The sequence below is a fragment of the Nonomuraea sp. LP-02 genome, assembly GCF_036289125.1.
GTDB classification, from domain to species: domain Bacteria; phylum Actinomycetota; class Actinomycetes; order Streptosporangiales; family Streptosporangiaceae; genus Nonomuraea; species Nonomuraea bangladeshensis.
Genome location: NZ_JAXCLK010000001.1, coordinates 6,938,071 through 6,960,799 on the forward strand (window position 1 = coordinate 6,938,071; position 22,729 = coordinate 6,960,799).

Here is a 22,729-nt window from a genome sequence, read left to right on the forward strand (position 1 = left end):
CCGCGTGTGCCGTCAGCGCCGGAAGGGGCCGCTCACCTCGTACGTGATGCCGCCCGTCCCCGCCGTCTCGCCGCTGGTGCCGCGCTGGGAGGAGAAGTAGAGCCGGGTGCCGTCGGGCGAGAACGCGGGCCCGGTGATCTCCGACTTGGCCTGCCCGTCGAGCCGCATGATCGGCGCCACGACGCCGTCCGGGGTGATGATGTTGATCTCCATGTTGCCGCCGTCCTCGGCCACGTAGAGGTCGCCGGAGGGCCGGCCGGTGATGTTGTCGACGCCGTCGAGCGTCCCGCCGCCGTCGTAGACGGCCGTGACGGTCGAGCGGGCCACGTCGTACGCCCACACCTTCCTGTCGCCCTTGGCCGTGAAGTAGCAGATCCCGCCCGCGTAGTGGCAGCCCTCGCCGCCGCTGAAGTGGCGGGCGGCGGAGACCTGGTGCCTGGTCTGGGTCTCCAGCACGGCGGGCCCGGGGTCCGGCACCGGACGCCACTCGACGGCGTCGCCGCCCGCGCCGCAGAGCACGTCGAGCCGGCCGCTGGACAGGTCGCCCCAGGTGGTGGGGGTGAAGCGGTAGAAGCAGCCGTCGGACTCGTCCTCGGTGAGATAGACGACCCGGTGGTCGGGGTCGCAGGCGGCGGCCTCGTGCTTGAAGCGGCCCATGGCGGGGCGCGGCTGGGCGGAGCGGACGCCGTACGGGTCGGTCTCGTACACCCGGCCGCGGAAGACCTCCTCGCACGACAGCCAGGTGTTCCAGGGGGTCGCGCCGCCCGCGCAGTTGAGCGTGGTGCCGCTGAGGATGCGGTAGGCCCGGTCGATCGAGCCGTCGGCGCGGAACTTGATGGCCGAGGCGCCGCCGACCAGCGGCACCTCGGAGTTGGACACGTAGATCCAGCCGGTGCCGTCGGGGAAGCAGGCGCCGCCGTCGGGCGCCGGGTGCCAGAGCGTCCCGCCGACGACGCGGCCGGTCCTCGCCACGATCCGGCCGGTGAACCCGGCGGGCAGCGCCATGCCGTTCGCGTCGGGCGCGCCGAGGGGCCCGTACGGGCTCGGGCCCGCCGAGACGGCGGCCACCGAGGCGGCGGCGTCGTGCCACACCGCGCCGGAGAAGGCCACGGCGCCGAGGCCGGTCGAGAGGGTACGTAAGAAGGTGCGGCGTTGCATCATCCTCGCTCCATCCACTCGGGATCCACTCGGGGCTGCGTACCGCCCCGACAGTAGACGCCGGGTCGTCCCGTGCGTAGGCCCAGTTCTGACGCTGACGGGTCTCTTACGCCCTTGAGAGATCCACTTGTCCTGGCCTCGGGTACGGGTGCCGTGATCACACCCAGGAGGCACCGGAGATGGCCGATTTTCCCATCGTCGTCGGGATCAACCGCACCCAGGACGGGTCCATCGCCGTCGCGGTCGGCGACGCGGGCATGTACAGCCTGCAGAAGGAGCGCATCACCCGGCGCAAGCACCACTGGGGCCGGCTCGGCGACCTGCCCGACCGCTACCTGCCCGCGATGCCGCTGCTCAAGGAGCCCGTGGACCTCGTGGTCGAGGGATACTCCTCCGACGCCGAGATCGAGAACCTGGAGGACTACCACGAGGAGCTGCGCGAGAGCCTGAGCCTCAAGGAGGGCGCCAGGATCGTCCAGGTCTCGCACCACCTGAGCCATCTCTACAGCGCCTTCCACCCGTCGCCGTTCGAGGAGGCGGCCGGCCTGGTCGTGGACAACCAGGGCAGCCCGGTCCGGCACTTCACCGAGCCGTTCACGCCGCCGCCCGGCGCCTCCGGCGACCTGCTGGAGGTGGCCTCCTTCTACCGGTGCACCCGCGACGGCGTCGAATGCCTGGCCAAGCAGCTCTGGCACGGCGACTGGGCCGACCCGGCCGGGCTCGGCTGCTTCTACGCCCTCCTCACCAAGGCGCTCTGGCCCGAGGGCGAGGGCAACGAGGGCAAGGTCATGGGCCTGGCCCCGTACGGCGACCCGGACGCGCTCGGCCTGCCCGGCCTCGACGTGCGCGGGCACGAGGTGCTGATCCCGCCCGCGTGGACCGAGCTGTTCGCCCGGCGCGAGGACTTCATCTACGAGCCGGGCGGCGAGCCGTTTCGCCGCTCGGCGAACCTGGCCGCCGCCGGCCAGCGCGCCTTCGAGAACGCCCTGGCCGCCCTCGCGGAGTGGCTGCACGCCAGGACCGGCCTGGACCGGCTGGCCTTCGCCGGCGGCACGGCGCTCAACTGCTCGGCCAACGGCCTGCTCATCAGGCGGGGGCCGTTCCGCGAGCTCTTCGTCCCGCCGAGCCCGCACGACGGCGGCACCGCGATCGGCTGCGCGCTCTACGGGCTGGAGGCCGTGCTCGGCGTACGCGGCCGGTGGCGCTGGCGTGACGACTTCCTCGGCCCCGACCCCGACGAGAGCGAGATCACCGCGGCCGTCGGCAGCCTCCCCGACGGCCTGGTGGCCGAGCAGCCGGAGGACCTGATCGCCGCGATGGTGGCGCTGCTGGAGGATGGCCGGGTCGTGGGCCTGCACCAGGGCCGCAGCGAGTCCGGGCCGCGCGCGCTCGGCAACCGCAGCATCATCGGCGACCCGCGCAGACCCGACATCCAGGACTACATCAACTACGAGGTCAAGGGCCGCGAGTGGTTCCGCCCGCTGGCCCCGCTGGTGCTCGCCGAGCACGCCCAGCGCTTCTTCGACGTGGACCGGCCCGCCCCGTTCATGCAGTACGCCGCCGACGTCCGCCCCGAGTTCCGCGAGCTGCTGCCCGGGGTCACGCACGTGGACGGCACCGCCCGGCTGCAGACGGTGGAGCCCGAGCGCACGCCGTTCCTGTACGCGCTGCTCACCCGCTGGTACGCGCGGACCGGCATGCCCGTGCTGATCAACACCTCGCTGAACGGCCCCGGCCGGCCGCTCACCGAGACGCCCGAGCACTCGATCGACACGCTGCGCACCACCGGCATGCACGCGCTGGTGATGCCGCCGTACCTGATCAGGAAGACGGGCTGAGCGGCGGCTCGCCGAGGCGGTCGAGCACGTTCGCGGTGATGCGCGCGACCGCCGCCGAGCCGTCGAGCCCGCGCGGCCAGTCGGTGGTCGCGCCGGTGAACACGGTGCCGTTCGCCGTATGAAGGCCCATGGTGGCGGCCCCGTTGCCGAACCCCCAGCCGGCCGCCGCGCAGTCGCCCACCGCCAGGATGGTGAACCCGGCCGGGGTGCCGTCCGCCCCGGTGGGCACGTAGGGCGGCCCGGCGGCCCGGTCGAACGCGGCCCCGTCGCACTCGTAGCCCACCAGGCACTCCGCCAGCCCGAACACGTCGCCGTCGCGCAGCCCCGTGCCCGCGTACACCCAGTGATCGGCGTGCTGGACGCGGAAGCCGACCGGCTCGGGATGCTCGTCGCGGTCGCGTTCGCCGCCGTTGCGGAAGCTGACGCCGGTCAGCTCGTTCTCCGGCGGGCCGTGCTCGTGCCAGAAGCCGGTCCGCTCGAAGGTGACCGCGTCGCGGAAGGCGATCCGCCACCAGCAGGTGTTGCCGCCGAAGAAGGCCACGTTCCGCCCGGCCGCCACGTGCCGGGACACGGCGGCGCGCATGGCGTCGCTCCAGTACTCGTCGTGCCCCGCGCTCACCAGCAGCCGGTACGGCCTCAGCAGCTCCTCGCCGTCCCGGTGCAGGTCGAGGTCCGTGCAGTAGTCCACCTGATAGCCGCGCCGGGCCAGCCAGGCCACGAAACGGCCGTCCCAGTGGACGAACGTCTGGCGCGGCGTCGGGTCGTACGGGTCGAAGTTCGTCACGTCGTAGGGGGTGGCGCCGGTGCCGCCGCCCGGCCGGTGCAGCGACACCCCCGGCGGCGGATCGCCGGGCATGTCCCCGTGGTCGTACAGGCACCAGCCGCCGGAGACGTTGTAGGCGTGATAGGTGAACAGCGGCAGCTTGTAGAGGATCCGGGCGGACGGGGCCGCCGGGCGCACCACGAAGAGCGCCCTCGCCTCCCGCCCGTCGGGCGTCGTACGGTCCGGGTCGGTGCGGTCGCCGTCGTCGTCGCCCTCGACCAGCACCGCCACGTACACCCCGGGCTCGGCCGGTGCCGGCAGCTCGTGGCCGGGCCAGGCCGGCAGCGGCTCGCCACGGGGGCCGGTCCCGTCGCGGCCCCAGTCGTGCGCGGGCAGGTGCGGCGGCGCGTCCGCGCCGGGCAGCCACGGCGACTTCGCCGACAGCGTCAGCCCGTCACCGCACCGGTGGAACTCCACCCGGAAACGCGGCGCGTCCGTCGCCGTACGCAAGGTCAGCGTCCCGCCCGCGCGAGGGCTCGGCTGCTCGACGTATCCCCTGATCACATGGCTGGGGCTACCCGGTCGTACGACACGAAATAGCAGGTCAGCGTATGTATTGGGTTTGCCGTGCCGAGGCCGGTAGCGTCGGCCGCATGCGCGCGTACCTGGTGACACTCACGCTGTCGGCCGCGCTCTCCACCGCGTGCGGCGGCCCGGCCGCGCCCGCCGCCGCGCCCGAGGCGGCGCAGCCCGCCTCGCCGGCCCCCACACCCTCGGCGGCCCCGCTGCGGGGCAAGACGGTCGTCCTCGACCCCGGGCACAACGGCGGCAACGCCTCCCATCCGGCGCAGATCAACCGCCCGGTCGACGTGATCAACGGCACCAAACCGTGCAACACGACCGGCACCGAGACCGACGCCGGCTACCCCGAGCACGCCTTCACCTGGGACCTCGCCGGCCGGCTCAAGCCGATGCTCGAACGCATGGGCGCCAAGGTCGTCCTCACCCGGCCGAACGACAAGGGCGTCGGCCCGTGCGTCACCGAACGGGCGGCCATCGGCAACGAGGCGCGGGCGGACGCGGTGCTGTCCATCCACGGCGACGGGGCCGCGCCCCAGGGGCACGGCTTCCACGTGATCATGCCGGGCCTGCTGCCCGGCCACAACGAGGAGGTGATCGAGCCGTCGCGGCGGCTCGGCCACGCCGTACGCGACGCCTACCGCGCCGGCACCGGCATCCCCTACGCGAACTACGTCGCCAAGGACGGCCTCCAGACCCGTACGGACCTCGGCGGCCTCAACCTGTCGACCCGGCCGGCGGTCTTCATCGAGTGCGGCAACATGCGCAACCCGGGCGACGCCCGCAAGATGTCCAGCCCAGCCTTCCGGCAGCGCATGGCGACCTCACTCGCCACCGGCCTGCGCGACTTCCTGACGTGATCGCCGTGTCAGACCTCGTGGCAGAGCGGTTCGCCGCCCACCACGCAGGCGATGTCGTCGAGTTGCACGCTGAGCAGGGTTCCGTTCATGCCGAGCACGAGCACGAGGTCGCGCCGTGAGGGGTGGGCCAGCATGACCCGGCCGACGACTCCGTTGTCCAAGATCACGGTGGGGCGGCCTGCCGCGTAGTCCATGCCCTCGTGACTCCTCTCCGAGAGGGACCGGCCCCCGCCGGACCCTTCTCCCCCCAGGATGCACAGGCGAACGCCATCACCGCATCGGCCATCCGGACCAATTTCTCCCCGGACTTCCTGACTCGGGCTTCGGACGGAAGAAAGTCATGTCCGTTGAGTAGGATGGCGCTCACGTTGCCGCGTGGCTAAGGAGACGGCCGTCCCGTGACCGACTTAGAACGCATTCCGCCCGGTGTCGACCCGACGGTGCCCAGTTCGGCCCGCGTGTACGACTATCTCCTGGGCGGCAAGGACAACCTCGCCGTCGATCGCGAGGTCGCCGAAAAGCTGCTGGCGGTCGCCCCCGACACCCGGCTCGTCGCGCGGGCCAGCCGCCACTTCCAGATCGAGGCCGTCCGCCACCTCGCCGAGCAGGGCATCCGGCAGTTCCTCGACCTGGGCACCGGCATCCCCACCTCGCCCAGCATCCACGAGGCCGTGCGCCAGGTGCATCCCTCCTGCCGGGTGGTCTACGTCGACAACGACCCCGTGGTGGGCCTGCACGCCCAGGTGCTGCTGGCCGACGCGCCCGGCCTCGCCGCCCTCCAGGCCGACCTGCGCAGGCCGGCCGACATCCTCGACAGTCCGCAGGTCACCGAGCTGATCGACTTCGACCGTCCGGTGTGCGTGCTGATGGTGGGCGTGCTGCACTACGTCATGGACGAGGAGGACCCCGCGGGCATCGTGGCCGCCTTCAGGGACCGCATGGCGCCGGGCAGCCACCTGGTGCTCTCCCACGCGCTGGCGGAGAGCGACGCTCAGGCCGTCGGCCGGCTGCGCGCGTCCACCGACGGCACCTCGGCCCAGGCCGGGTTCCGCACCCGTGAGGAGGTGCTGTCGCTGTTCGAGGGGTTCGAGCTCATCGGGCCGGGGCTGGTGCCGGTCCACGAGTGGCGTCTCGGTCCGGACGACCAGGAGGTCCCGCTCATCGACGGCGTTCCCCGCCTGCTCTTCGCGGCCGGGGTGGGGCGCGTCAAAGCCTGACCGTGACAAGTCGCAACAAGCTCGACCAATGGTCGTATTTAGCGGAGCGAGGTCTGGCGGACACCTTCGAGTGTTCGTGGGTCGAGACGCCCGACCACCGCGCAGTGGTCACCGAGCTGCGGGCGGAGGAGGAGACACTCGCCTGTGACCTGAACCAAGCGCGGCGCTGGTATCAGCCCTTCGTGGAAGAGATCGTGGTATGGGTGGGCGAGCAGAGCCCCGGCTGGGTCACGATGTTCACCGTGTCCGGACTGTTCCCGTGGCCGGCCCTCGACTCGCTTTCGCGGCCGGGCGGCCGGTCCTACCACCTGTCCTACTACGCGGGCGAAGTGGGCGAACCCGTCTATTTCAACGGGAACGAGTGGGAGGAGGACATCTCCGCGGATCACTGGGACCGCCCCAGGCAAGAAGGAGCAGATCTCATAGGTTCCTCCGACCTCGCCCGGGAGATGAACTTCTACCTCGCCGCGCTGGCGTACACGAGCGGCGCCTTCATCGACGACACCTGGTTCACCACGCCAGGGCTGCTCTGCCGCATTCCGGACGGGGCGTGGCCCCGTGCATGATCAGTGGGAGCTCCTGCGCGGCGCCGGCCTGGGCCGCGGCTTCACCGGCACCTGGGTCGAGTCGGGCGACGCCGACGGCGTGGCCGCCCTGCTCGGCGCGGACCTCACTTCCCGCCAGGACTGTGACCTCAGCACCGCCATGGCTCACTACCGGCCGATGGCCTTCACCGAACGCATCTGGGCCGGCGCCCACTCCGACGGCTGGACTCACGCCCTCACCATCAGCGGCCCACCCCCGGTGACCATCGGCCTGGAAGAAGCGGGCCTGCGCTTCCTCCAGATCCGCACCGTGGACGCCCAAGTCCACGACCTCCTCCACGGCGACGGCGTCACCACCGGGTGGGCGACCCAACGCTGGTACGGAGAGGTCATCGTCGACCCCGGGAGCATGCTCGAGCCCTACCTCCAGGAAGTCGGCCGACCGGAGATGCCGGCGGCCGTCCACTCCGGGTCCTGGGTCTCCGAACCCGAGCACCACGGACGGGTCTGCCTGGAGATCTATCTCTTCCTCGCGGGGCGTATGAGCGGCCGGTTCATCGACAGCGAATGGTTGGACGAGAAGAGGGCTCTCTACACCGTCCCGTTGCCGGTGGTGACGTAACGGCCACGGGCGGGCCGGGTCAAAGCCTGATCCCCGCGACGATCCTGCTGAGCTGGGGGACGAGCGGCTCGGAGGCCATGACGGTGACGGCGACGCCCTCGCGCTCCACCCAGCCGACATAGGTGCCGTGGCCGAGCGCGCCGTCGCCCTTCATGGTGAGCACCTTACGGCCGCCGATCTTCGCGGTCCGCACGTCCCCCGAGAACGTGCCGAGCCGGAGCGGGGCCTTCTTCAGCGCGTTCAGCCCGCGCAGGCCGGGCTTGCAGACCACGCGCACCCACAGCGAGCGGTGCTTGAGGTCCACGTCGTCGCGGTCGTCGGACCACTGGTAGCCGTACTCGGTGAGGCCGTCGTGGCGGCTCACGTTGACCTGCCCGTACGCGAAGCCGCGCGGCAGGGCCTCGACGCGGACGCCCTTGATCGCGGTGGCCTTCCTGGCCGGCCGGTCGACGTCCGAGCTGTTCGCGCGCTTGACTTCCGCCTTCGACGGCGTCGGGCAGGAGGGACGGGCGGCCGCCCCGGCGGAGGGGGCGGCGATCACGGTCACGGTGAGCACGGCGGCGGACACGGTGGCGGACAGGGCCGCGAGGTGCCGGTATCTGTTCATGCCCGGGTTCGATGTCCTGCTGATCACAAAAGTTCAGTACGTCTTGAGCTCGATGTCGGTCGCGAACTTGTCGGTCAGCTTCAGCATCACATCGAGGAGGAAGCGGTACTTGAACATCCAGTTCCGCATCCGGATCCGCGAAGGGCTCCCGGGTGCGAGGAAGGGGCCGGCGTTGCCGTTCTGGGAGATCTTGGCGTACGGGCGGAAGACGCGCTCGTACGCGTCGAACGCCGCACGGTGGTCGCCGCCCGCCGCCGCCAGCTCGCCCGCCAGCACGTACGCGCCCACGACGGCCAGGCCGGTGCCGAAGCCACCGAGCGTGTTGCCGTACGCCGCGTCACCCAGCAACACCACCCGGCCCCTGCTGTACCGGTCGATCCGGACCTGGCTGATCGAGTCCAGGTACACGCTCGGCGAGCGCCGCACCGCCGCCAGCACCTCCGGCACCCGCCAGCCCATGCCCGCGTACGCCCGCGCCAGGATGTCCTTCTGCTGCTCGGCGTCGTAACGGTCGTAGTCGAGCGGCTCGGAGGCGAAGACGAAGAACGCCGGCGCCTTCGGCCCGCCGACGGCCGCCATCCTGCCCGGCTCGTTGTACATCCGCCCGACCGGGCCGAAGTCCTGGTCCAGGTCGACCAGCGCGTAGTAGTGGCCGAGGAAGCGCACGTAGTCGGGCTCCGGGCCGAAGGCGAGGCGGCGGACGTTGGAGTGGATGCCGTCCGCGCCCACCACCAGGTCGAACGTGCGGGGCGCGGCGCGCTCGAAGGTCACGTGCACGCCGTCCGGGGTCTCGGTCAGCGAGGTGATCGAGTCGCCGAAGACGTACTCGCAGGCGGGCGCGGTGCGCTCGTAGAGGAGTCTGGCCAGGTCGCCGCGCTTGATCTCCAGCTCGCCGCCGGTGAACTCGCCGGGCATGACCGCGAGCGTGCGGCCCTCGGCGTCGATGAGAAGCTGGTCGGTGCCGCCGGTCTGGAGCTTGCGTACGTCGTCCAGGATGCCCATCCTCGACAGGACCGTGCGGTGGGTCTCGCCCTTGAAGTCCACGGCCTGGCCGCCGGGGCGCAGCGCCGGGGCCTTCTCGACGACGGTGACGGAGCAGCCGTACCTGATCAGCCAGTGGGCGAGGGCGGGGCCGGCGATGCTGGCGCCGGAGATGAGAATGTTGAGGTTCTTCATGTCCAGCAGCTTCGCGACCTGCGCTGACAGCCCGGCGACCATCGGCTGACAGCCCCACGCCTCCCTGTCAGTTCGGGCGCGGGCCGGTCAGAGTTTCCAGGGCTTCGGCGTGTCCCATGGCGGCACCCTTGGCGTACGCGGCCGCGAAGCCGTCCGGCCCGAGGACGGCGGTGGCACGGGCGGCGGTGGCGGCCACGTCGAGGTCGCCCGCGACGGCGATCCCCCGGAGCGCCGCCCCCACCCCGAGCAACATCCCCGCCCGTGCGGCGTCCTCGGCCGTGGTCTCCGGGGTGGGGAGCAGGGCGTGGCCGGCCAGGCCCTCGGCGACGGCGGCGAGGTCGGCGGTCATCGGGGAGCCGAGCGCGGCGGCCAGCGCCTCGCCGTGCCTGCGCGCCGCCTCCGCCGCGTCCCCCCGCGCCTCCGCTAGCCGCCCGAGCGCCGTCAGGACCTGCGACCTGATCCCGGACGCGGTGAAGGCCCAGCTCCCCTGCACGATCTCCAGCGCGGCGTCCAGCCGTTCGGCCACCTCATCGACCCATGCCATCCCGTCCTCCGTCGGCGGGAGGTGGGTGTGCTCGATGCGGGTGATCTCGGCGAGAACCAGGTGGATCGTGGCCATCAGACCGGGCCGGCCCGTACGGCGGGCCAGCTCCGCCGCGCGTTCGCAGTCGGCGCGCGCGCCCCCCAGGTCGTCCGCGCGGCAGCGGGCCTCGGCGCGCCGGCAGAGGACGTCCACCAGCTCCTCCGCCGCGCCGAGCTCCTCCAGCAGCCCCACCGCGTCCTGCCAGAGGCGCATGGCCCGCACCCGGTCGCCGCGCCAGCTCGTGATCAGCGCCAGCCAGTCGAGGGCCTGCGCCTTCCCCCAGCGCTCGCCCACCGCGCCGAAGTCGGTCAGCACGCTCTCCATCTCCCGCTCGGCCGCCCCGATCCTGCCCCGCAGCACCAGGACGAGCGCCTGGCTCAGCCGGCCCAGCGCCCGGCTCCACGGGTCGGCGGAGAGGAGCGGCGGCCGGTGCTCGTCGTCGTCCGGCGGCCCGGCGACCATGCCCCACAGAGCGGGCCCCAACCGGCAGCGCATCGGCCGCCCGAGCGACCCGGCGGCGGCCCGCGCCCGTTCCCAGTGCGGCGATCCGGCGTCGGGCACGGCGTGCAGCACGGTGAGCACGTACTCCTCGGCCAGCTCGGCGGGCGGATCGGCACCCAGCGTGTCGAGCAGGCGGGCCGCGGGCGCGATGGCCTGGCCGCGCCGCCCGCTCAGCCACCAGTACATGGCCAGCGCCGCCACCAGCCGCGCCGCCGTCGCCGGGTCGTGCTCCACGCTCCAGCGCAGCGCCGCCCGCAGGTTCGCGTCGTCGGCCGACAGCCGGGCCAGCCAGTCGAGCTGTTCGGCCCGGTAGAGGTGGTCGTCGGCGCGCCGGGCCAGCTCCAGGAACCAGGCGGAGTGGGCGCGGCGCAGCCGTTCCTCCTCGCCCGCCTCGGCCAGCCGGTCGGCGCAGAACAGCCGGATCGTCTCCAGCATGTGGTAGCGCTCGCCGTCGGTCTCCACGAACGACTTGTCCACCAGGCCGGCCAGCGGTTCGGCGGCGTCCGCGCCACAGACGGCCTCGACCGCCTCCAGCCGCGCGCCGCCCGCGAACACCGCGAACCGCCTGGCCAGCTCCTGCTCCTCCTCGGCGAGCAGGCTCCAGCTCCACTCGACGACCGCGTGCAGCGTCCGGTGGCGGGCGGCGGCGGTGCGGTCGCCGCGCGACAGGAGCGCGAAGCGGCCGTGCTCGGCCAGGCGGGCGGCGATCTCGGCGACGCCGAACGTACGCGTCCGGGCCGCGGCCAGCTCGATCGCCAGCGGCAGGCCGTCGAGCGCGGCGCAGATCCCGCGTACCGCGTCGAGGTTGTCAGGGCCGAGCGCGAAGCCCTGGCGGACGGCCGCGGCCCGGTCGGCGAACAGCCGGACGGCGAGCGGATCGGGCAGCGGGGCGAGCGGGACGAGGTGCTCGCCGGTGATGTTCAGCGGCTCCCTGCTGGTGGCGAGCACGGTCAGGCGGGGGCAGGAGGTGAGCAGCCGGCGGGCCAGCGCGGCGGCCCCGGCGACGACGTGCTCGCAGTTGTCCAGGACGAGGGTCAGCTCCTGCTCGGACAACGCGGCCACCACGCGCTCGGCGGCGTCGCCCGCCCCTCCGGCCTCCGGGGCGCGCAGCGCCGGCTCGCGCAGCCCGAGCGCCCCGAGCACGGCCGCTGCCACCTGCCCGCCGGGCGCGGGATCGGGATCGCCGTCCAAGAGGGACAGGTCCACGAGGGAGAGGTCCACGAAGCAGACCTCCCGCCGCGCGTCCGTGGTGGCCTCGACGGCGAGGCGGGTCTTGCCGGTGCCGCCGGGCCCGACGATCGTCACCAGCCTGGCCTCCGCCAGGGAGCGGATCCTGGACAACTCCTCCTCGCGCCCCACGAAGCTGGTGAACGGCGTCGGCGGCCGGGTCCGCGCCACCGCTGCTGCGGTGGTGGCGCCGCCGCGCAGGATCTCCAGGTGCAGGGCGGCCAGCTCGGCCGACGGGTCCGCGCCGAGCTCGTCGGCGAGCAGCCGCCGCGTCTCGTCGTACACGGCCAGCGCCTCGGCCTGCCGTCCGGCGGCGTGCAGGGCGCGCATGAGCAGCCCGCGCGCCCGTTCGCGCAGCGGGTGGGCGGCCACCAGTTCCCGCAGCGCCCCCTCCGGGCTGGCCTCGGGCAGCGCCAGCTCGGCGGCCAGCAGGTCCTCACGCGCCGACAGGCGCAGCTCCTCCAGCCTGCGCGCCTGCGCGGCGGCGAACGGCGCGTCGGAGACGTCGGCGAGCGCCGGGCCCCGCCACAGCTCCAGGGCGTCCCCGAGGACCGCCGCCGCCTGCGCGGACAGCCCGTGGGCGAGCAGCCGCCGCCCCTCCCGGGCGAGGCGTTCGAAGCGGTGGGCGTCGACGTCCTCCCGCTCGACGGCCAGCCGGTAGCCGGCGCCGTGGAACTCGATCAGATGGCCGGGCAGGGCCCTTCGCAGGCGGGAGACCTGGGCCTGGACGGCGTTGGCGGCGCCGGCGGGCGGGTCGTCGCCGTACTGGCCGTCGATGAGGCGTTCGACGCTCACCGTGCGACCGGCGTCGAGGAGCAGCAGGGCGAGCAGGGCACGCGGGCGCGGGCCGCCGACGGCGAGCTCCCGGCCGGCCGCGTCGCGGACCGCGAGCGGGCCCAGGATGCCGAACTGCACGTCCTGATTGTCGCCCATGCCGGGACGCCGGCGGTCCGAGGGGACCGCCGTCCCGCGAGACTGTGGAAAACCACAGGTCGATCCGGGTATCCGCATCATTCCGGCGGCAGGGGCCCAGTCCGTAGCGTCCCCGGACATGATCGGAAAGTTGATCGACGTCCCGCGCCGGGCCGTGGCGGGCCTCGGCGCGGCACTGGTGCTGGCGTGCGCCGTCCTGCTGGCCGCGATGACGGACAGCACGATGCAGCCACTGCCCGCCTCCGCACCGTCCGGCGAGTTCAGCGCCGCGCGGGCCCGTACCCACCTGGAGCGCTTCGCCACCGAGCCGCGTCCCATCGGCGGCGCGGCGGCCGAGCGGGCCAGGAACTACCTGGTCGCCCAGTTGCGCGCGGCCGGGCTGGACGTCGAGGTGCAGCGGGCCGTGGGCGCGAACACCTCCGCCGGGCTCGCCTCGTTCGGGCTGGTGCGCAACATCGTCGCCACCCGGCACGGCGACGACCCGACGGGCACGGTCGTGATCGCCGCCCACTACGACTCGGCGGCGATGGGCCCCGGGGTCTCCGACGACGCCGCCGCCGTGGCCGCCATGCTGGAGACCGTACGGGCGCTCGGCGACGCGCCGCTCCGCAACGACCTCGTGCTGCTCATGACCGACGGCGAGGAGGACGGCGTGCTCGGCGCCGAGGCGTTCGTCAGGGAGCACCCGCTCGGCCGGGCCGGGGGCGTGCTGCTGAACTGGGAGGCGAGAGGCGTCTCCGGGCCGTCGCTGATGTTCGAGACCTCGCCGGGCAGCGCCGGGCTGGTGGAGGCGTACGCGGCCGCCGCGCCGCGCCCGCGCGGCGACTCCACGATGGCGGCGTTGTACCGGCTGCTGCCCAACAACACCGACTTCACCCCGCTCACGGCGGCCGGCTTCCAAGGGCTGAACTTCGCCTACATCCAGCGCTCCTCGCACTACCACACGGCCGGCGACTCCCTCGCCAACCTGAACCCGGGCAGCCTGCAGCACCACGGCTCCACCATGCTGGCGCTGACCCGCGCGCTCGGCGCGGCCGACCTGCCCGCGCTGCGCACCGACCACGACGCCACCTACTTCCGCCTCTTCGGCGTCCTGATCACCTATCCGGACGCGCTGGTGTGGCCGCTCGCCGGGCTCGCCGCCGCGGCGGTCGCGGGGCTCGCGGTCGTGGCCCGGCGCAGACGGCTGCTCAGCGTGCCGCGACTGGTCGTGGCGGCGGTGTCGGGGCTGGTGCCGCTCGTGGTGTCCGTGCTGCTGGCGCAGGGGCTGTGGGAGCTGCTGGTGGCCTGGCGGCCCGCGTACGACGGGATGGGCGGGCTGCTGCACCGGCCGGACGCCTTCCGCGCGGCCGTGGTGGCGCAGACCGCGCTCGCGGTGCTCGGCTGGTACCTGCTCCTGCGGCGGCGGCTCGGCCCGGCCGCGCTCGCGGTCGGCGGGCTCGCCTGGCCGGCGGCGCTCGGCGTGCTGTGCGCCGCCGTCGCGCCGGGGGCGTCGTTCGTGTTCGCGCTGCCCGCGCTGTGCTGCGCCGTCGGCGGCCTCGTGGCGCTTGCGGCGGGCCGGCCGCTCGCCGCGGCGGCGGCGCTGACGCTCGGCGCGGTGCCGGGCGCGATGCTGCTGTCCGGGCTGGCCCGGGTCGTCTTCGACGGGATGGGGCTGGCGCTCGGCGGCGCGGCCGCGCTGGTGACGGCGCTCCTCGGACTCCTGCTCCTGCCCGCCGCCGAGCTGTGCCTGCCCGGACCGCGCGCCCGTACCCGTGCCCAGGGACTGGACCTGCCCGACGCGGGTGCCCGTGGCCGGGGGCTGGGTGTGGCGCCGATGGCCGCGCTCGTTCCCGCGCTCGTCGCCTTGCTCGTTCCCGTGCTGGTCGCCGCCGGTCTGGCCGGTGACCGGTTCGACGCCCGCAACCCCGGCCGCACCCACCTGGCGTACGTCATGGACGCCGGCACCGGCGCCGCGCGCTGGGTCAGCGCCGACCCGGAGCCGCCCGCCTGGACCAGGCGGTACGTCACCGCCCGCGACACCACGGCGCTGCCCCCCGGCTACGCGCGCGGCACCACGCTGTGGACCGGCCCCGCCCCCACGCTGAACGGGGCCGCCGGGCCCCGCCTGACCGTGCTGCGCCGCGACGGCGACCGGGTCGAGCTGCGCGTGAGCGCGGGCCGGGCAGCTCGTTCGCTCACGCTCAGGATCGAGCGCCCGATCACCGAGGCGACGGCGGTCACCGCAGGGGCCGCTCCGGTGACCGTCCGCGTCGCCGGCGCGCGGGCGAACACCTGGCCGGGTGAGGTCCGCTTCCGTGGCCTGCCGGACGCGGGAGCCCGGATCACCCTCCGCGTCCAGGGCGCCGACAAGGTGCGGATCACCGCGATCGCCGAGACGGACGGCCTGGCCGCCGTGCCCGGCTTCGTGCCCAGGCCACCGGAGCTGGTGGCGGCCACCCGCGAGGACGGCGAGCTGATCGCGATCACCCGCACCTACGCCGTCTGACCGGCGCTAGGGGGTCAGGAGCAGGCGGCGTTCTGCGGGGTGCCCGCCGGGCCGTTGGCGGTGAAGCCGACCACCACGGACGCGCCGGGCGCGAGCGTACGGGCGTAGTCGGGCCCCTTAGCCGTCCACGTCGTGCCGGACTGGGTGACGACCGCGTTCCAGCCGTTGACCAGCGTGACGCCCGACGGGTACGTCCAGGTGGCGCTCCAGCCGGTGATGGGCGAGGAGCCGGTGTTCTTGACGGTGACCTCGCCCTGGAAGCCGCCCTGCCAGGAGTTCACCTGCCGGTAGGCGACGGTGCACTGGCCGGGCGGCACCACGGTCGGCGTGCTCGACGGCGTGCTCGACGGCGTGCTCGTGGGGCCGCCGACCGGCGGGATCAGGTACGGCTGCAGGATGTCCTGCTTGGCCTGGTTGATGGTGGTCCAGTCATCGTTGACGATGCCGCCGGTGTCACCGGAGTTCGGGTTCCACGACCAGTACGTGAACGACATCCCGTTGACCCCGGTGCCCAGGTACTTCATGAGCTCCTGGAGCCAGATCTTGTCGACGTTCGAGGCCAGCGTGGTGCCGAACTCGCCCAGCATGATCGGGGCGATGTTCTGCTTGTAGAGGTAGCCCCAGTACTTGTCCCAGATGGCGGGCATGTTCGCCGGGTAGGCGGGGTCGTCGAACCAGCTCTGGTGGTAGACCGAGGTGGCGTACTCGTGGGGGGAGTAGACCAGGCGGTTGGCCACGTTCAGCCGCACCGGGAACTGGCCGGCCTTGGACAGGTTGCCGCCCCACCAGCCGCAGTCCTCGTCGTTGCTCGGGTCGCCGTCCCAGATGTTGGGCTCGCCGCCGCTCGGGCAGCTGACGCCCTCGACGAAGATCAGCCAGTTGGGGTTGACGGACAGGACGGCGTTCCCCGCGCGCTCGGCGGCGAGCCGCCAGTCGCGGGACTGGTCGCCGCAGCCCCAGCAGGCGCCGGTGGCGTTCGGGTTGGTGCCCTGCGCGTGCGGCTCGTTGTGCAGGTCGGCCCCGATGACCGTGGGGTTGCCCGCGTAGTGCTGGGCGAGGGCCTTCCAGTCGTTGATCCAGGTGGTCTCCGGGGTGGCGGGGACGTACCAGAGGGGTGACTGGCCGGCCGAGGTCGGGCGGTGGCGGTCGAGGATGATCCGCATGCCCTTGCTGCCCGCGTAGTCGACGACCTTGTCCAGGATCTGCATCGGCGACAGGCCGACCAGGTCAGGGTTGACGTAGTCGTTGACGCCGGTGGCCGCGGCGCCGGGCTTCAGCGCGTCGTTGGAGTACGGCACCCGCAGCGTGTTGTAGCCGAGCCGGGCCATCAGGTCGATCTGGCTCTTCCACGGATTGCTCGACCACAGGCCGTGGAAGGTCTTGTTGTCGGTCTCCATGCCGAACCAGTTGATCCCGGTCAGGCGCACGGTCGCGCCCGTACTGTCGACGATCTTGTTGCCGCTGGTACGGAGGTAGCCGGTGCCTGTGCCGGCGGCTGCTCCGGCGGGAGCGGCCGTGGTCAGCGCGACCGTCACCGCCGCGCCCGCCACGAGCGCGGCCAGGGCGGACGCCGCCACCTTGGACAAGTGCATGGGGGTGCCCTTTCGAGGAGGGGAACGCGGCCGTCATGCTCGCCACCGTCCTCGCCGACCGTCAATGCGCAGGCCCGCGACCCTGGCCTTGACCTGCGCGAATGCGTGAAACTTTCACTTCGGTGGCGCCGCCGCCGGTCGGCGTGATCATCCCTACCTGCGATGTTGACCGGCTCCTCATGGTGCGACACTGAACGCATGGTGGATGACGAGCATCGCCCCCTGATGCCGAACATGCGGCTGGACGAGCTGCTGTCGGAGCTCCAAGTGCGGCTCAACGCCGTGCTTGCCACCCGCGACCGCGTGCACGCCCTGCTGGAGGCGGTCGTGTCGGTGGGCAGCGACCTCGATCTGGAGACCGTGCTGCGCACCATCGTGGAGACCGCGACCAAGCTGGTGGACGCCAGCTTCGGCGCGCTCGGCGTGGTCGGGCAGGAACAGACCCTCGTGCAGTTCATCCCGGTGGGGCTGAGCGACGAGGAGATCGCGGCCATCGAGCACTGGCCCCACGGGCTGGGCCTGCTCGGCCTGCTGATCAAGGACGCCCGGCCGCTGCGGCTGGGCCGGATCTCCGACCACCCCGAGTCCTACGGCTTCCCGCCCGGCCACCCGCCGATGGGCACCTTCCTCGGCGTGCCCATCCGGGTCCGTGACGAGGTGTTCGGCAACCTCTACCTGACGGAGAAGCGCGGCGGCGGCGAGTTCGACGAGGAGGACGAGGCCATCGTGATCGCGCTGGCCACGGCCGCCGGCGTCGCCGTCGAGAACGCCCGGCTCTACGAGGAGTCGCGCCGCCGCGAGGCGTGGCTGGAGGCGTCCACCGAGGTGACCACCCGGCTGCTGTCCGGCGGCGGCACCCGCGAGGTGCTGACCATGGTGGCGGCGAGGGCCCGGCAGATGACCGACGCCGACCTGGCCCGGATCCTGCTGCCCGATCCGGCGGGCGAGCGGCTGCTGGTCGAGTTCGCCGAGGGCACGGCCGAGGGCGAGCTGACCGAGATGTCCTACGCGCTCGACACGACGGCGGCCGGCGAGGTCTTCCGCGAAGGCCGGGCGCTCCACTCGCCCGACCCGCTCGACGCCGACTCCCGCCTGCGCGAGCTCGGCTACGGCCCGGAGCTGCTGCTGCCGCTCGGCGCCGGCGACTCGGTACGCGGCGTGCTGGCCCTCGCCAAGTGCGTCGGCCGCATGCCGTTCACCGCGGGCGACATGCGGGCGCTGGAGGCGTTCGGCGGGCAAGCGGCGATCGCGCTGGAGCTGGCCGACACCCGCCGCGACGCCGAGCGGCTGAGCCTGCTCGAAGACCGCGACCGCATCGCGAAGGACCTGCACGACGTGGTCATCCAGCGGCTGTTCGCCACGGCCATGACGCTGATGAGCACGGTCCGGCTGGTCGAGCACCCCGAGGCGTCCGGCCGTCTCCAGCACGCGATCGACGAGCTGGACCAGACCATCCGGCAGATCCGTTCGACCATCTTCGCCCTCCAGAACGTCAGGGAAAGCGCGGCCCCGAGCCTGCGCGGCCAGATCGTGGAGCTGGTGGAGGGCGCGCGTGGCCACCTCGGCTTCATGCCGGGGCTGCGCATGGAGGGCCAGCTCGACGCCAGGATCTCCGACGACCTCGCCGAGCAGTTGCTCGCCGTCCTGCGCGAGACGCTGTCCAACGTGGTCCGTCACGCCAAGGCGACCAGGGCCGACGTGGCGGTGGAGGTGACGGGCGACCTGCTCGCGCTGTCGGTCCGCGACAACGGAGTGGGCCTGCCGTCCGGCGGCCGGCGCAGCGGCCTGCGCAACCTGGAGGAGCGCGCGACGCGGCTCGGGGGCTCGTTCACGGCAGGGCCGGGGGAGCAGGGCGGCACCGCGATCAGGTGGAGTGTCCCGCTGTGATCCGGCGTCCGCTGATCTGCTCCAGGCTGACCCGGATGTAGTGGTCGAGGCGGCCCGGCAGCCACGGGTCGAGCGGCAGCTCGGCCAGCCGGGCGGTCTCGGCGGGGTCGGTGACCGCGTCGGCGTGCCCGACGACGCTCACCGACCAGCCCGTACGCAGCACGGGGTCATAGTCGTCCACCTCGAACGCGACCACCGCCCGCCGCGTGGCCGCCGCCAGCTTGGAGCCGGCGCCGGTGCGGATGACGATGCCGTCGCCGTCGAGGCAGAACGCGACCGGCTGCACCGCGGGCAGCGCCCGGTCGGTGAAGACGATCCGCCCGATGGGCGTCGAGGCGAGCAGGCGCAGGCACTCCTCGTCGGTGAGCACCTGGAGTCCGGACGAATCGAGTCGCATACCCGCCAGCATCGCCGCCGGACCGGGCGGGCACTTAGGGACGAAAGTCCCTTCATGTCCGCCGTTCCGCCAGGACCGGAGGAGCTTACGGGCGGCGTTCGGTGCGCAGGCGGGCGGCCAGGGCGGCGGCCTGGGTGCGCCGCTGCATGTTGAGCTTGGACAGCAGGTTGGAGACGTAGTTCTTGACCGTCTTCTCGGCCAGGAACAGCCGCTCGCCGATCTGCCGGTTGGTCAGCCCCTCGCCGATGAGGTCGAGGATGTGCCGCTCCTGCTCCGACAGCGCCGCGAGCGGATCCTTCCTGGCCGCCTGCTCGCGCAGCCGCTGCAGCATGGACGCCGTGGTCTGCGGGTCGAGCAGCGACTGCCCGGAGGCGACCGTGCGCACCGCACCCACCAGGTCGGAGCCGTGGATCTGCTTGAGCACGTAGCCGGAGGCGCCGGCCATCACGGCGTCGAACAACGCGTCGTCGTCGGCGAACGACGTCAGCATCAGGCACGCGAGCCCCGGCACCCGCGAGCGCACCTCGCGGCACACGTCGACGCCGTTGCCGTCGGGCAGCCGGACGTCGAGCACCGCGACGTCCGGCTTGAGCGCGGGGATGCGCGCGATCGCGGACTCGGCGGTGCCGGCCTCGCCGATGACCTCGATGTCGTCCTCGGAGTCGAGCAGGGCCGCCACGCCCCTGCGCACGACTTCGTGATCGTCGACAAGGAACACGTGAATCATGCCTCCACGCTAGCCGCCGACCGGCCCTGTCAGGTAGGGACCTAGGTCCCGGATCGCGAGCCAGGGGTCACCGCCGTGAGCTGCCCCAGCTCCCGCTTGAGTATCTTGCCGGTGGGGCTGGTCGGCAGCTCGGCCACGAACGTGATGTGCCGGGGATACTTGTACGCCGCCACCCGCTCGCGTACGAACCCGCGCAGCTCCTCCTCGCTCACCGGCGCCCGTACCGCGACCACGGCCGCGACCTCCTCGCCCAGCTCCGGGTGCGGCATGCCGAGCACGGCCGCCTGCCGCACCGCCGGGTGTTCGTACAGCACCTCCTCGACCTCGCGCGGGTAGACGGTGTAGCCGCCGCGGATGATGATGTCGCGGCGGCGGCCCACCAGGAAGAAGAAGCCGTCGTCGTCCACCCGGCCGAGGTCGCCGGTGTGGAACCAGCCGTCGCGCAGCGCCTCGGCGGTGGCCGCGGGGTCGTTCCAGTAGCCCTTCATGACGTTGGGGCCGCGTACCACGATCTCGCCGATCTCGCCTCGGGGCAGCTCGCGGCCGTCCTCGCCGACCACCCTCATCTCCACGTCCCTGATCGGGCGGCCGATCGAGCCGGGGCGGCGGCCGGGCCCGCCCCGGTTCGCGGCGGCGACGGGCGAGGTCTCGCTCAGCCCGTAGCCCTCGACGATGCGGCAGCCGACGCGGGCCTCGTACGCGCGCAGCACGTCGAGCGGCAGCGCCGCCCCGCCCGAGGTGCACACCCGCAGCATCGACAGGTCGGACACGCCGGGATGGTCGAGCAGCGCGATGAACATGGTCGGCACGCCCTGGAACACCGTCACCCCGTCGCGCCGGATCACCTCCAGCGCCCGGCCCGCCTCGAAGCGGGGCAGCAGCGTCAGCCGCGCGCCCGCGTGCACGGTGGCGTTGAGCGAGCAGGTCTGGCCGTAGGTGTGGTAGAGCGGCAGCGCGCCGAGCACCACGTCGTCCACGCCGAGCGCGTGCATGCGGGCCACGGCCTCGGCGTTGCCGGCCAGGTTGGCGTGGGTGAGCTCGACGCCCTTGGGCCGGCCGGTGGTGCCGGAGGTGTAGTGGAGCACGGCGGTGTCGTCGGCGCGGGTGCGGGCCGGCTCGCGCTCGGGGGGCACGGCCCGCAGCAGCCGCGGCAGCTCGCCGGGCACCACGAAGAAGCAGTCGGCCGCGGTGCCCGCCGTCCCCGCCTCGGCGGTCTCGGCGTAGGCGTGCCAGGCGAGCAGCAGCCGCGCGCCGCAGTCGCCCAGGTAGGCGGCGATCTCGCGGCGCTTCAGCAGCGGGTCCAGCGGGACCACCACGGCGCCGGCCCGCAGCACCCCGTAGTAGACGACGCCGAACTCCGGCACGTTCGGCAGCATGACGGCGACCCGGTCGCCGCGGCCGATCCCGCGACGGCGCAGCAGCCCGGCCAGGCGGGCGCTCAGCTCATCCAGTGCGCCGTAGGTCAGCGCCGCCCCGTCCAGCGTGAGAACCGCTCGGCCGCCGAGCCGCACGGCGGCGTGGTGGAGCCGGTCAGCGAGGTTCATGGGAGGACCGTACGCCGGCTCGCCGCCGCCCCTCATCGGTCACGGCGGCCAGTCTTTCCCGGCCGTCATTGGTGGGGACCGCGTCCTGCAACGCGATCGCGACGAGCAGCTCGACGAGGTCGTTGATCGAGCGCAGGCTGCGCCCGGTCCGCTGCTGGATGCGGCGCATCCGGTACTGCGCGGTGTTGGGGTGGATCTGGAGGCGTTCGGCGGCGGTGCGCAGGTTGAGGTCGGCGGCGGCGAACGCCCGGATCGTCGCGGTCAGCACGCCGCCGCGCGCCCGGTCCTCCTCCAGCAGCGCCGTGATGCGCGGGTCCACCAGGTGGCGGGCGGTGTCGTCGGCCCGCAGCGCCAGGTACTGGAACGGGGTGATCCTGGGCAGCGCCGCGACCCCGCCCTCCTCGGGCACGAAGTCCAGCACCGCCCTCGCCTCCTGGTACGCCTGCGGGATCTGCGCCGGCCCGGCGACCGGCGTGCTGATCCCCAGGGCGAGCCTGATGCCCTCGCCGGCGAGGCTCCTGACCACGGCCTGCAGCCGGTCGCACAGCTCCCCGGCCTCCGCGCCCGGCCCGAGCACGGGCACCGCCACGATCTCCGACTGGCGCACGACCGACAGCGTGCGGGCCCCGTTGCCGCCGGTCCTCGCGAGGGCGGCGCAGGCCGCGTGCCTGGCCTCGGCGTCCCTGTTGAGCCCGGCGGCCTCCGGGGCGGGGGCCTCGACCAGCATCGCGACCACGACGAGCAGCGGCGTGCGGGCGTCCGGCGCGAGGCCGTGCGCCTGCGCGGCGGCCAGCTCCCTGCCGCGCGTGGGCGTGCCGCCGGCCAGCAGCGTCTCCAGCAGGCCGCGGCTCTCCCGTACGGACTCGGCGGCGGCGTACTGCTGGAACTCCATGTAGGCGTACGCGGCCTGCGTGCTCGCGAAGTCGCAGTAGCGCATCTGGGCGACCGCCAGCGACAGCGCCGCCTCCCGCCCGGCGGGCGTCGGGCCGGCCCGCTCGACCAGCGACTCCCAGAAGACGCGCTGGCCGATCCGGTAGGCGTTGATGTAGTCGGCGAGGGGCACCCCGGCGCGGGCGCGGCGCATCGCCGCCCGCCGGACGAAGGCGATGTCCGCCGCCGTCACGGGCCGCTCCTCCAGCAGCACCGCGAGCTTGGCGCGGTAGTGCCTGAGTACCTGGTCGCGTACGTCGGCGTGGAAGTCGCCGCCCTGCGCCGCGTACGTGGGCACCTCGGCCCGGATCGCCGCCGCCCCGGCGTCGGCCAGGTCCTGGGCGTTGTCCAGCAGCTCGGCGAGGATCCGCGCGCGCTGCGCGCGGACGGCCTCGGTGCCAGTGAGCGTTTCTGTGCGGAAACGACCGGACATGCCGGGATGATCCATGCCCGTGGCCGGGCGGTCAACGGGTCGTGACCGGGATGAGACCGTCGCTGTGCTCCGCGGACAACATGCCGCGGACATCTTGGGTCACCGTGCCCAATGCGGCCCCT

General features: G+C 73.3%; 18 protein-coding genes. 7 read left to right on the forward strand and 11 right to left on the reverse strand.

The features are described from left to right. Positions 1 to 12: 12 nt before the first annotated feature. Positions 13 to 1,158 (reverse strand): alkaline phosphatase PhoX, encoded by a 1,146-nt coding sequence (locus SMD20_RS32665; RefSeq protein WP_329592747.1) that lies wholly within the window; start codon positions 1,156 to 1,158, stop codon positions 13 to 15. A gap of 179 nt (positions 1,159 to 1,337) precedes the next feature. On the opposite strand from SMD20_RS32665, the gene SMD20_RS32670 reads away from it, so the two are divergent. After that, entirely contained in the window at positions 1,338 to 2,996 is a 1,659-nt protein-coding gene (locus tag SMD20_RS32670; RefSeq protein ID WP_329588696.1) for a carbamoyltransferase family protein, read from the forward strand. Here the strand turns inward: SMD20_RS32670 and SMD20_RS32675 are convergent. After that, entirely contained in the window at positions 2,980 to 4,323 is a 1,344-nt protein-coding gene (locus SMD20_RS32675; protein WP_329588698.1) for a N,N-dimethylformamidase beta subunit family domain-containing protein, read from the reverse strand. The two genes, SMD20_RS32670 and SMD20_RS32675, sit on opposite strands and share 17 nt — an antisense overlap. An 89-nt stretch (positions 4,324 to 4,412) precedes the next feature. Between SMD20_RS32675 and SMD20_RS32680 the strand changes: the two genes are divergently transcribed. Continuing rightward, complete coding sequence (locus tag SMD20_RS32680; protein ID WP_329588700.1) at positions 4,413 to 5,198, forward strand: N-acetylmuramoyl-L-alanine amidase; 786 nt, start codon at positions 4,413 to 4,415, stop codon at positions 5,196 to 5,198. 8 nt (positions 5,199 to 5,206) lie between these two features. Here SMD20_RS32680 and SMD20_RS32685 read toward each other — a convergent pair whose 3' ends face one another. Beyond that, the gene (locus SMD20_RS32685; RefSeq protein WP_329588702.1) at positions 5,207 to 5,392 is read right to left on the reverse strand and encodes a hypothetical protein; all 186 of its coding nucleotides are present in this window, start codon (positions 5,390 to 5,392) and stop codon (positions 5,207 to 5,209) included. Between the two features lie 204 nt (positions 5,393 to 5,596). On the opposite strand from SMD20_RS32685, the gene SMD20_RS32690 reads away from it, so the two are divergent. The 3 genes from SMD20_RS32690 to SMD20_RS32700 all read left to right on the forward strand — a co-directional run bounded on the left by SMD20_RS32690 (position 5,597) and on the right by SMD20_RS32700 (position 7,582). Continuing rightward, complete coding sequence (locus tag SMD20_RS32690) at positions 5,597 to 6,415, forward strand: SAM-dependent methyltransferase (RefSeq protein ID WP_329588704.1); 819 nt, start codon at positions 5,597 to 5,599, stop codon at positions 6,413 to 6,415. 104 nt (positions 6,416 to 6,519) lie between these two features. Continuing rightward, a complete protein-coding gene (locus SMD20_RS32695) occupies positions 6,520 to 6,981 on the forward strand; it encodes a hypothetical protein (protein WP_329588706.1) in 462 nt (153 codons plus the stop codon). Beyond that, positions 6,974 to 7,582, forward strand: coding sequence for a hypothetical protein (locus SMD20_RS32700; RefSeq protein WP_329588708.1), 609 nt, complete (start codon positions 6,974 to 6,976; stop codon positions 7,580 to 7,582). The genes SMD20_RS32695 and SMD20_RS32700 overlap by 8 nt, the downstream gene beginning before the upstream one ends. Before the next feature lie 19 nt (positions 7,583 to 7,601). On the opposite strand, the gene SMD20_RS32705 is transcribed toward SMD20_RS32700, so the two are convergent. The 3 genes from SMD20_RS32705 to SMD20_RS32715 all read right to left on the reverse strand — a co-directional run bounded on the left by SMD20_RS32705 (position 7,602) and on the right by SMD20_RS32715 (position 12,609). Continuing rightward, on the reverse strand, positions 7,602 to 8,189 hold the full coding sequence (locus SMD20_RS32705) for a hypothetical protein (protein WP_329588710.1): 588 nt from the start codon (positions 8,187 to 8,189) through the stop codon (positions 7,602 to 7,604). Positions 8,190 to 8,222: 33 nt separating this feature from the next. Next, positions 8,223 to 9,365: an FAD-dependent monooxygenase gene (locus SMD20_RS32710; RefSeq protein WP_329588712.1), complete on the reverse strand. Its 1,143-nt coding sequence runs from the start codon at positions 9,363 to 9,365 to the stop codon at positions 8,223 to 8,225. Positions 9,366 to 9,432: 67 nt separating this feature from the next. After that, complete coding sequence (locus SMD20_RS32715) at positions 9,433 to 12,609, reverse strand: BTAD domain-containing putative transcriptional regulator (RefSeq protein ID WP_329588714.1); 3,177 nt, start codon at positions 12,607 to 12,609, stop codon at positions 9,433 to 9,435. 118 nt (positions 12,610 to 12,727) lie between these two features. Here SMD20_RS32715 and SMD20_RS32720 point away from each other — a divergent pair, with 118 nt between their 5' ends. Next, positions 12,728 to 15,097 (forward strand): M28 family peptidase, encoded by a 2,370-nt coding sequence (locus SMD20_RS32720; protein ID WP_329588716.1) that lies wholly within the window; start codon positions 12,728 to 12,730, stop codon positions 15,095 to 15,097. Positions 15,098 to 15,111: 14 nt separating this feature from the next. Here the strand turns inward: SMD20_RS32720 and SMD20_RS32725 are convergent, their stop codons facing one another. Next, positions 15,112 to 16,689 (reverse strand): cellulase family glycosylhydrolase, encoded by a 1,578-nt coding sequence (locus SMD20_RS32725; RefSeq protein ID WP_329588718.1) that lies wholly within the window; start codon positions 16,687 to 16,689, stop codon positions 15,112 to 15,114. A gap of 198 nt (positions 16,690 to 16,887) precedes the next feature. Between SMD20_RS32725 and SMD20_RS32730 the strand changes: the two genes are divergently transcribed. After that, positions 16,888 to 18,576, forward strand: coding sequence for a GAF domain-containing sensor histidine kinase (locus SMD20_RS32730; RefSeq protein WP_329588720.1), 1,689 nt, complete (start codon positions 16,888 to 16,890; stop codon positions 18,574 to 18,576). Here SMD20_RS32730 and SMD20_RS32735 read toward each other — a convergent pair. The 4 genes from SMD20_RS32735 to SMD20_RS32750 form a co-directional block, all read right to left on the reverse strand. Beyond that, positions 18,554 to 18,973 (reverse strand): pyridoxamine 5'-phosphate oxidase family protein, encoded by a 420-nt coding sequence (locus SMD20_RS32735; RefSeq protein ID WP_329588722.1) that lies wholly within the window; start codon positions 18,971 to 18,973, stop codon positions 18,554 to 18,556. The genes SMD20_RS32730 and SMD20_RS32735 overlap by 23 nt on opposite strands. An 85-nt stretch (positions 18,974 to 19,058) precedes the next feature. Then, entirely contained in the window at positions 19,059 to 19,700 is a 642-nt protein-coding gene (locus SMD20_RS32740; RefSeq protein WP_329588723.1) for a response regulator transcription factor, read from the reverse strand. A gap of 41 nt (positions 19,701 to 19,741) precedes the next feature. Continuing rightward, positions 19,742 to 21,244 (reverse strand): long-chain-fatty-acid--CoA ligase, encoded by a 1,503-nt coding sequence (locus tag SMD20_RS32745; protein WP_329588725.1) that lies wholly within the window; start codon positions 21,242 to 21,244, stop codon positions 19,742 to 19,744. Beyond that, complete coding sequence (locus SMD20_RS32750) at positions 21,231 to 22,607, reverse strand: PucR family transcriptional regulator (protein ID WP_329588727.1); 1,377 nt, start codon at positions 22,605 to 22,607, stop codon at positions 21,231 to 21,233. The genes SMD20_RS32745 and SMD20_RS32750 overlap by 14 nt, the downstream gene beginning before the upstream one ends. Positions 22,608 to 22,729: the final 122 nt, after the last annotated feature.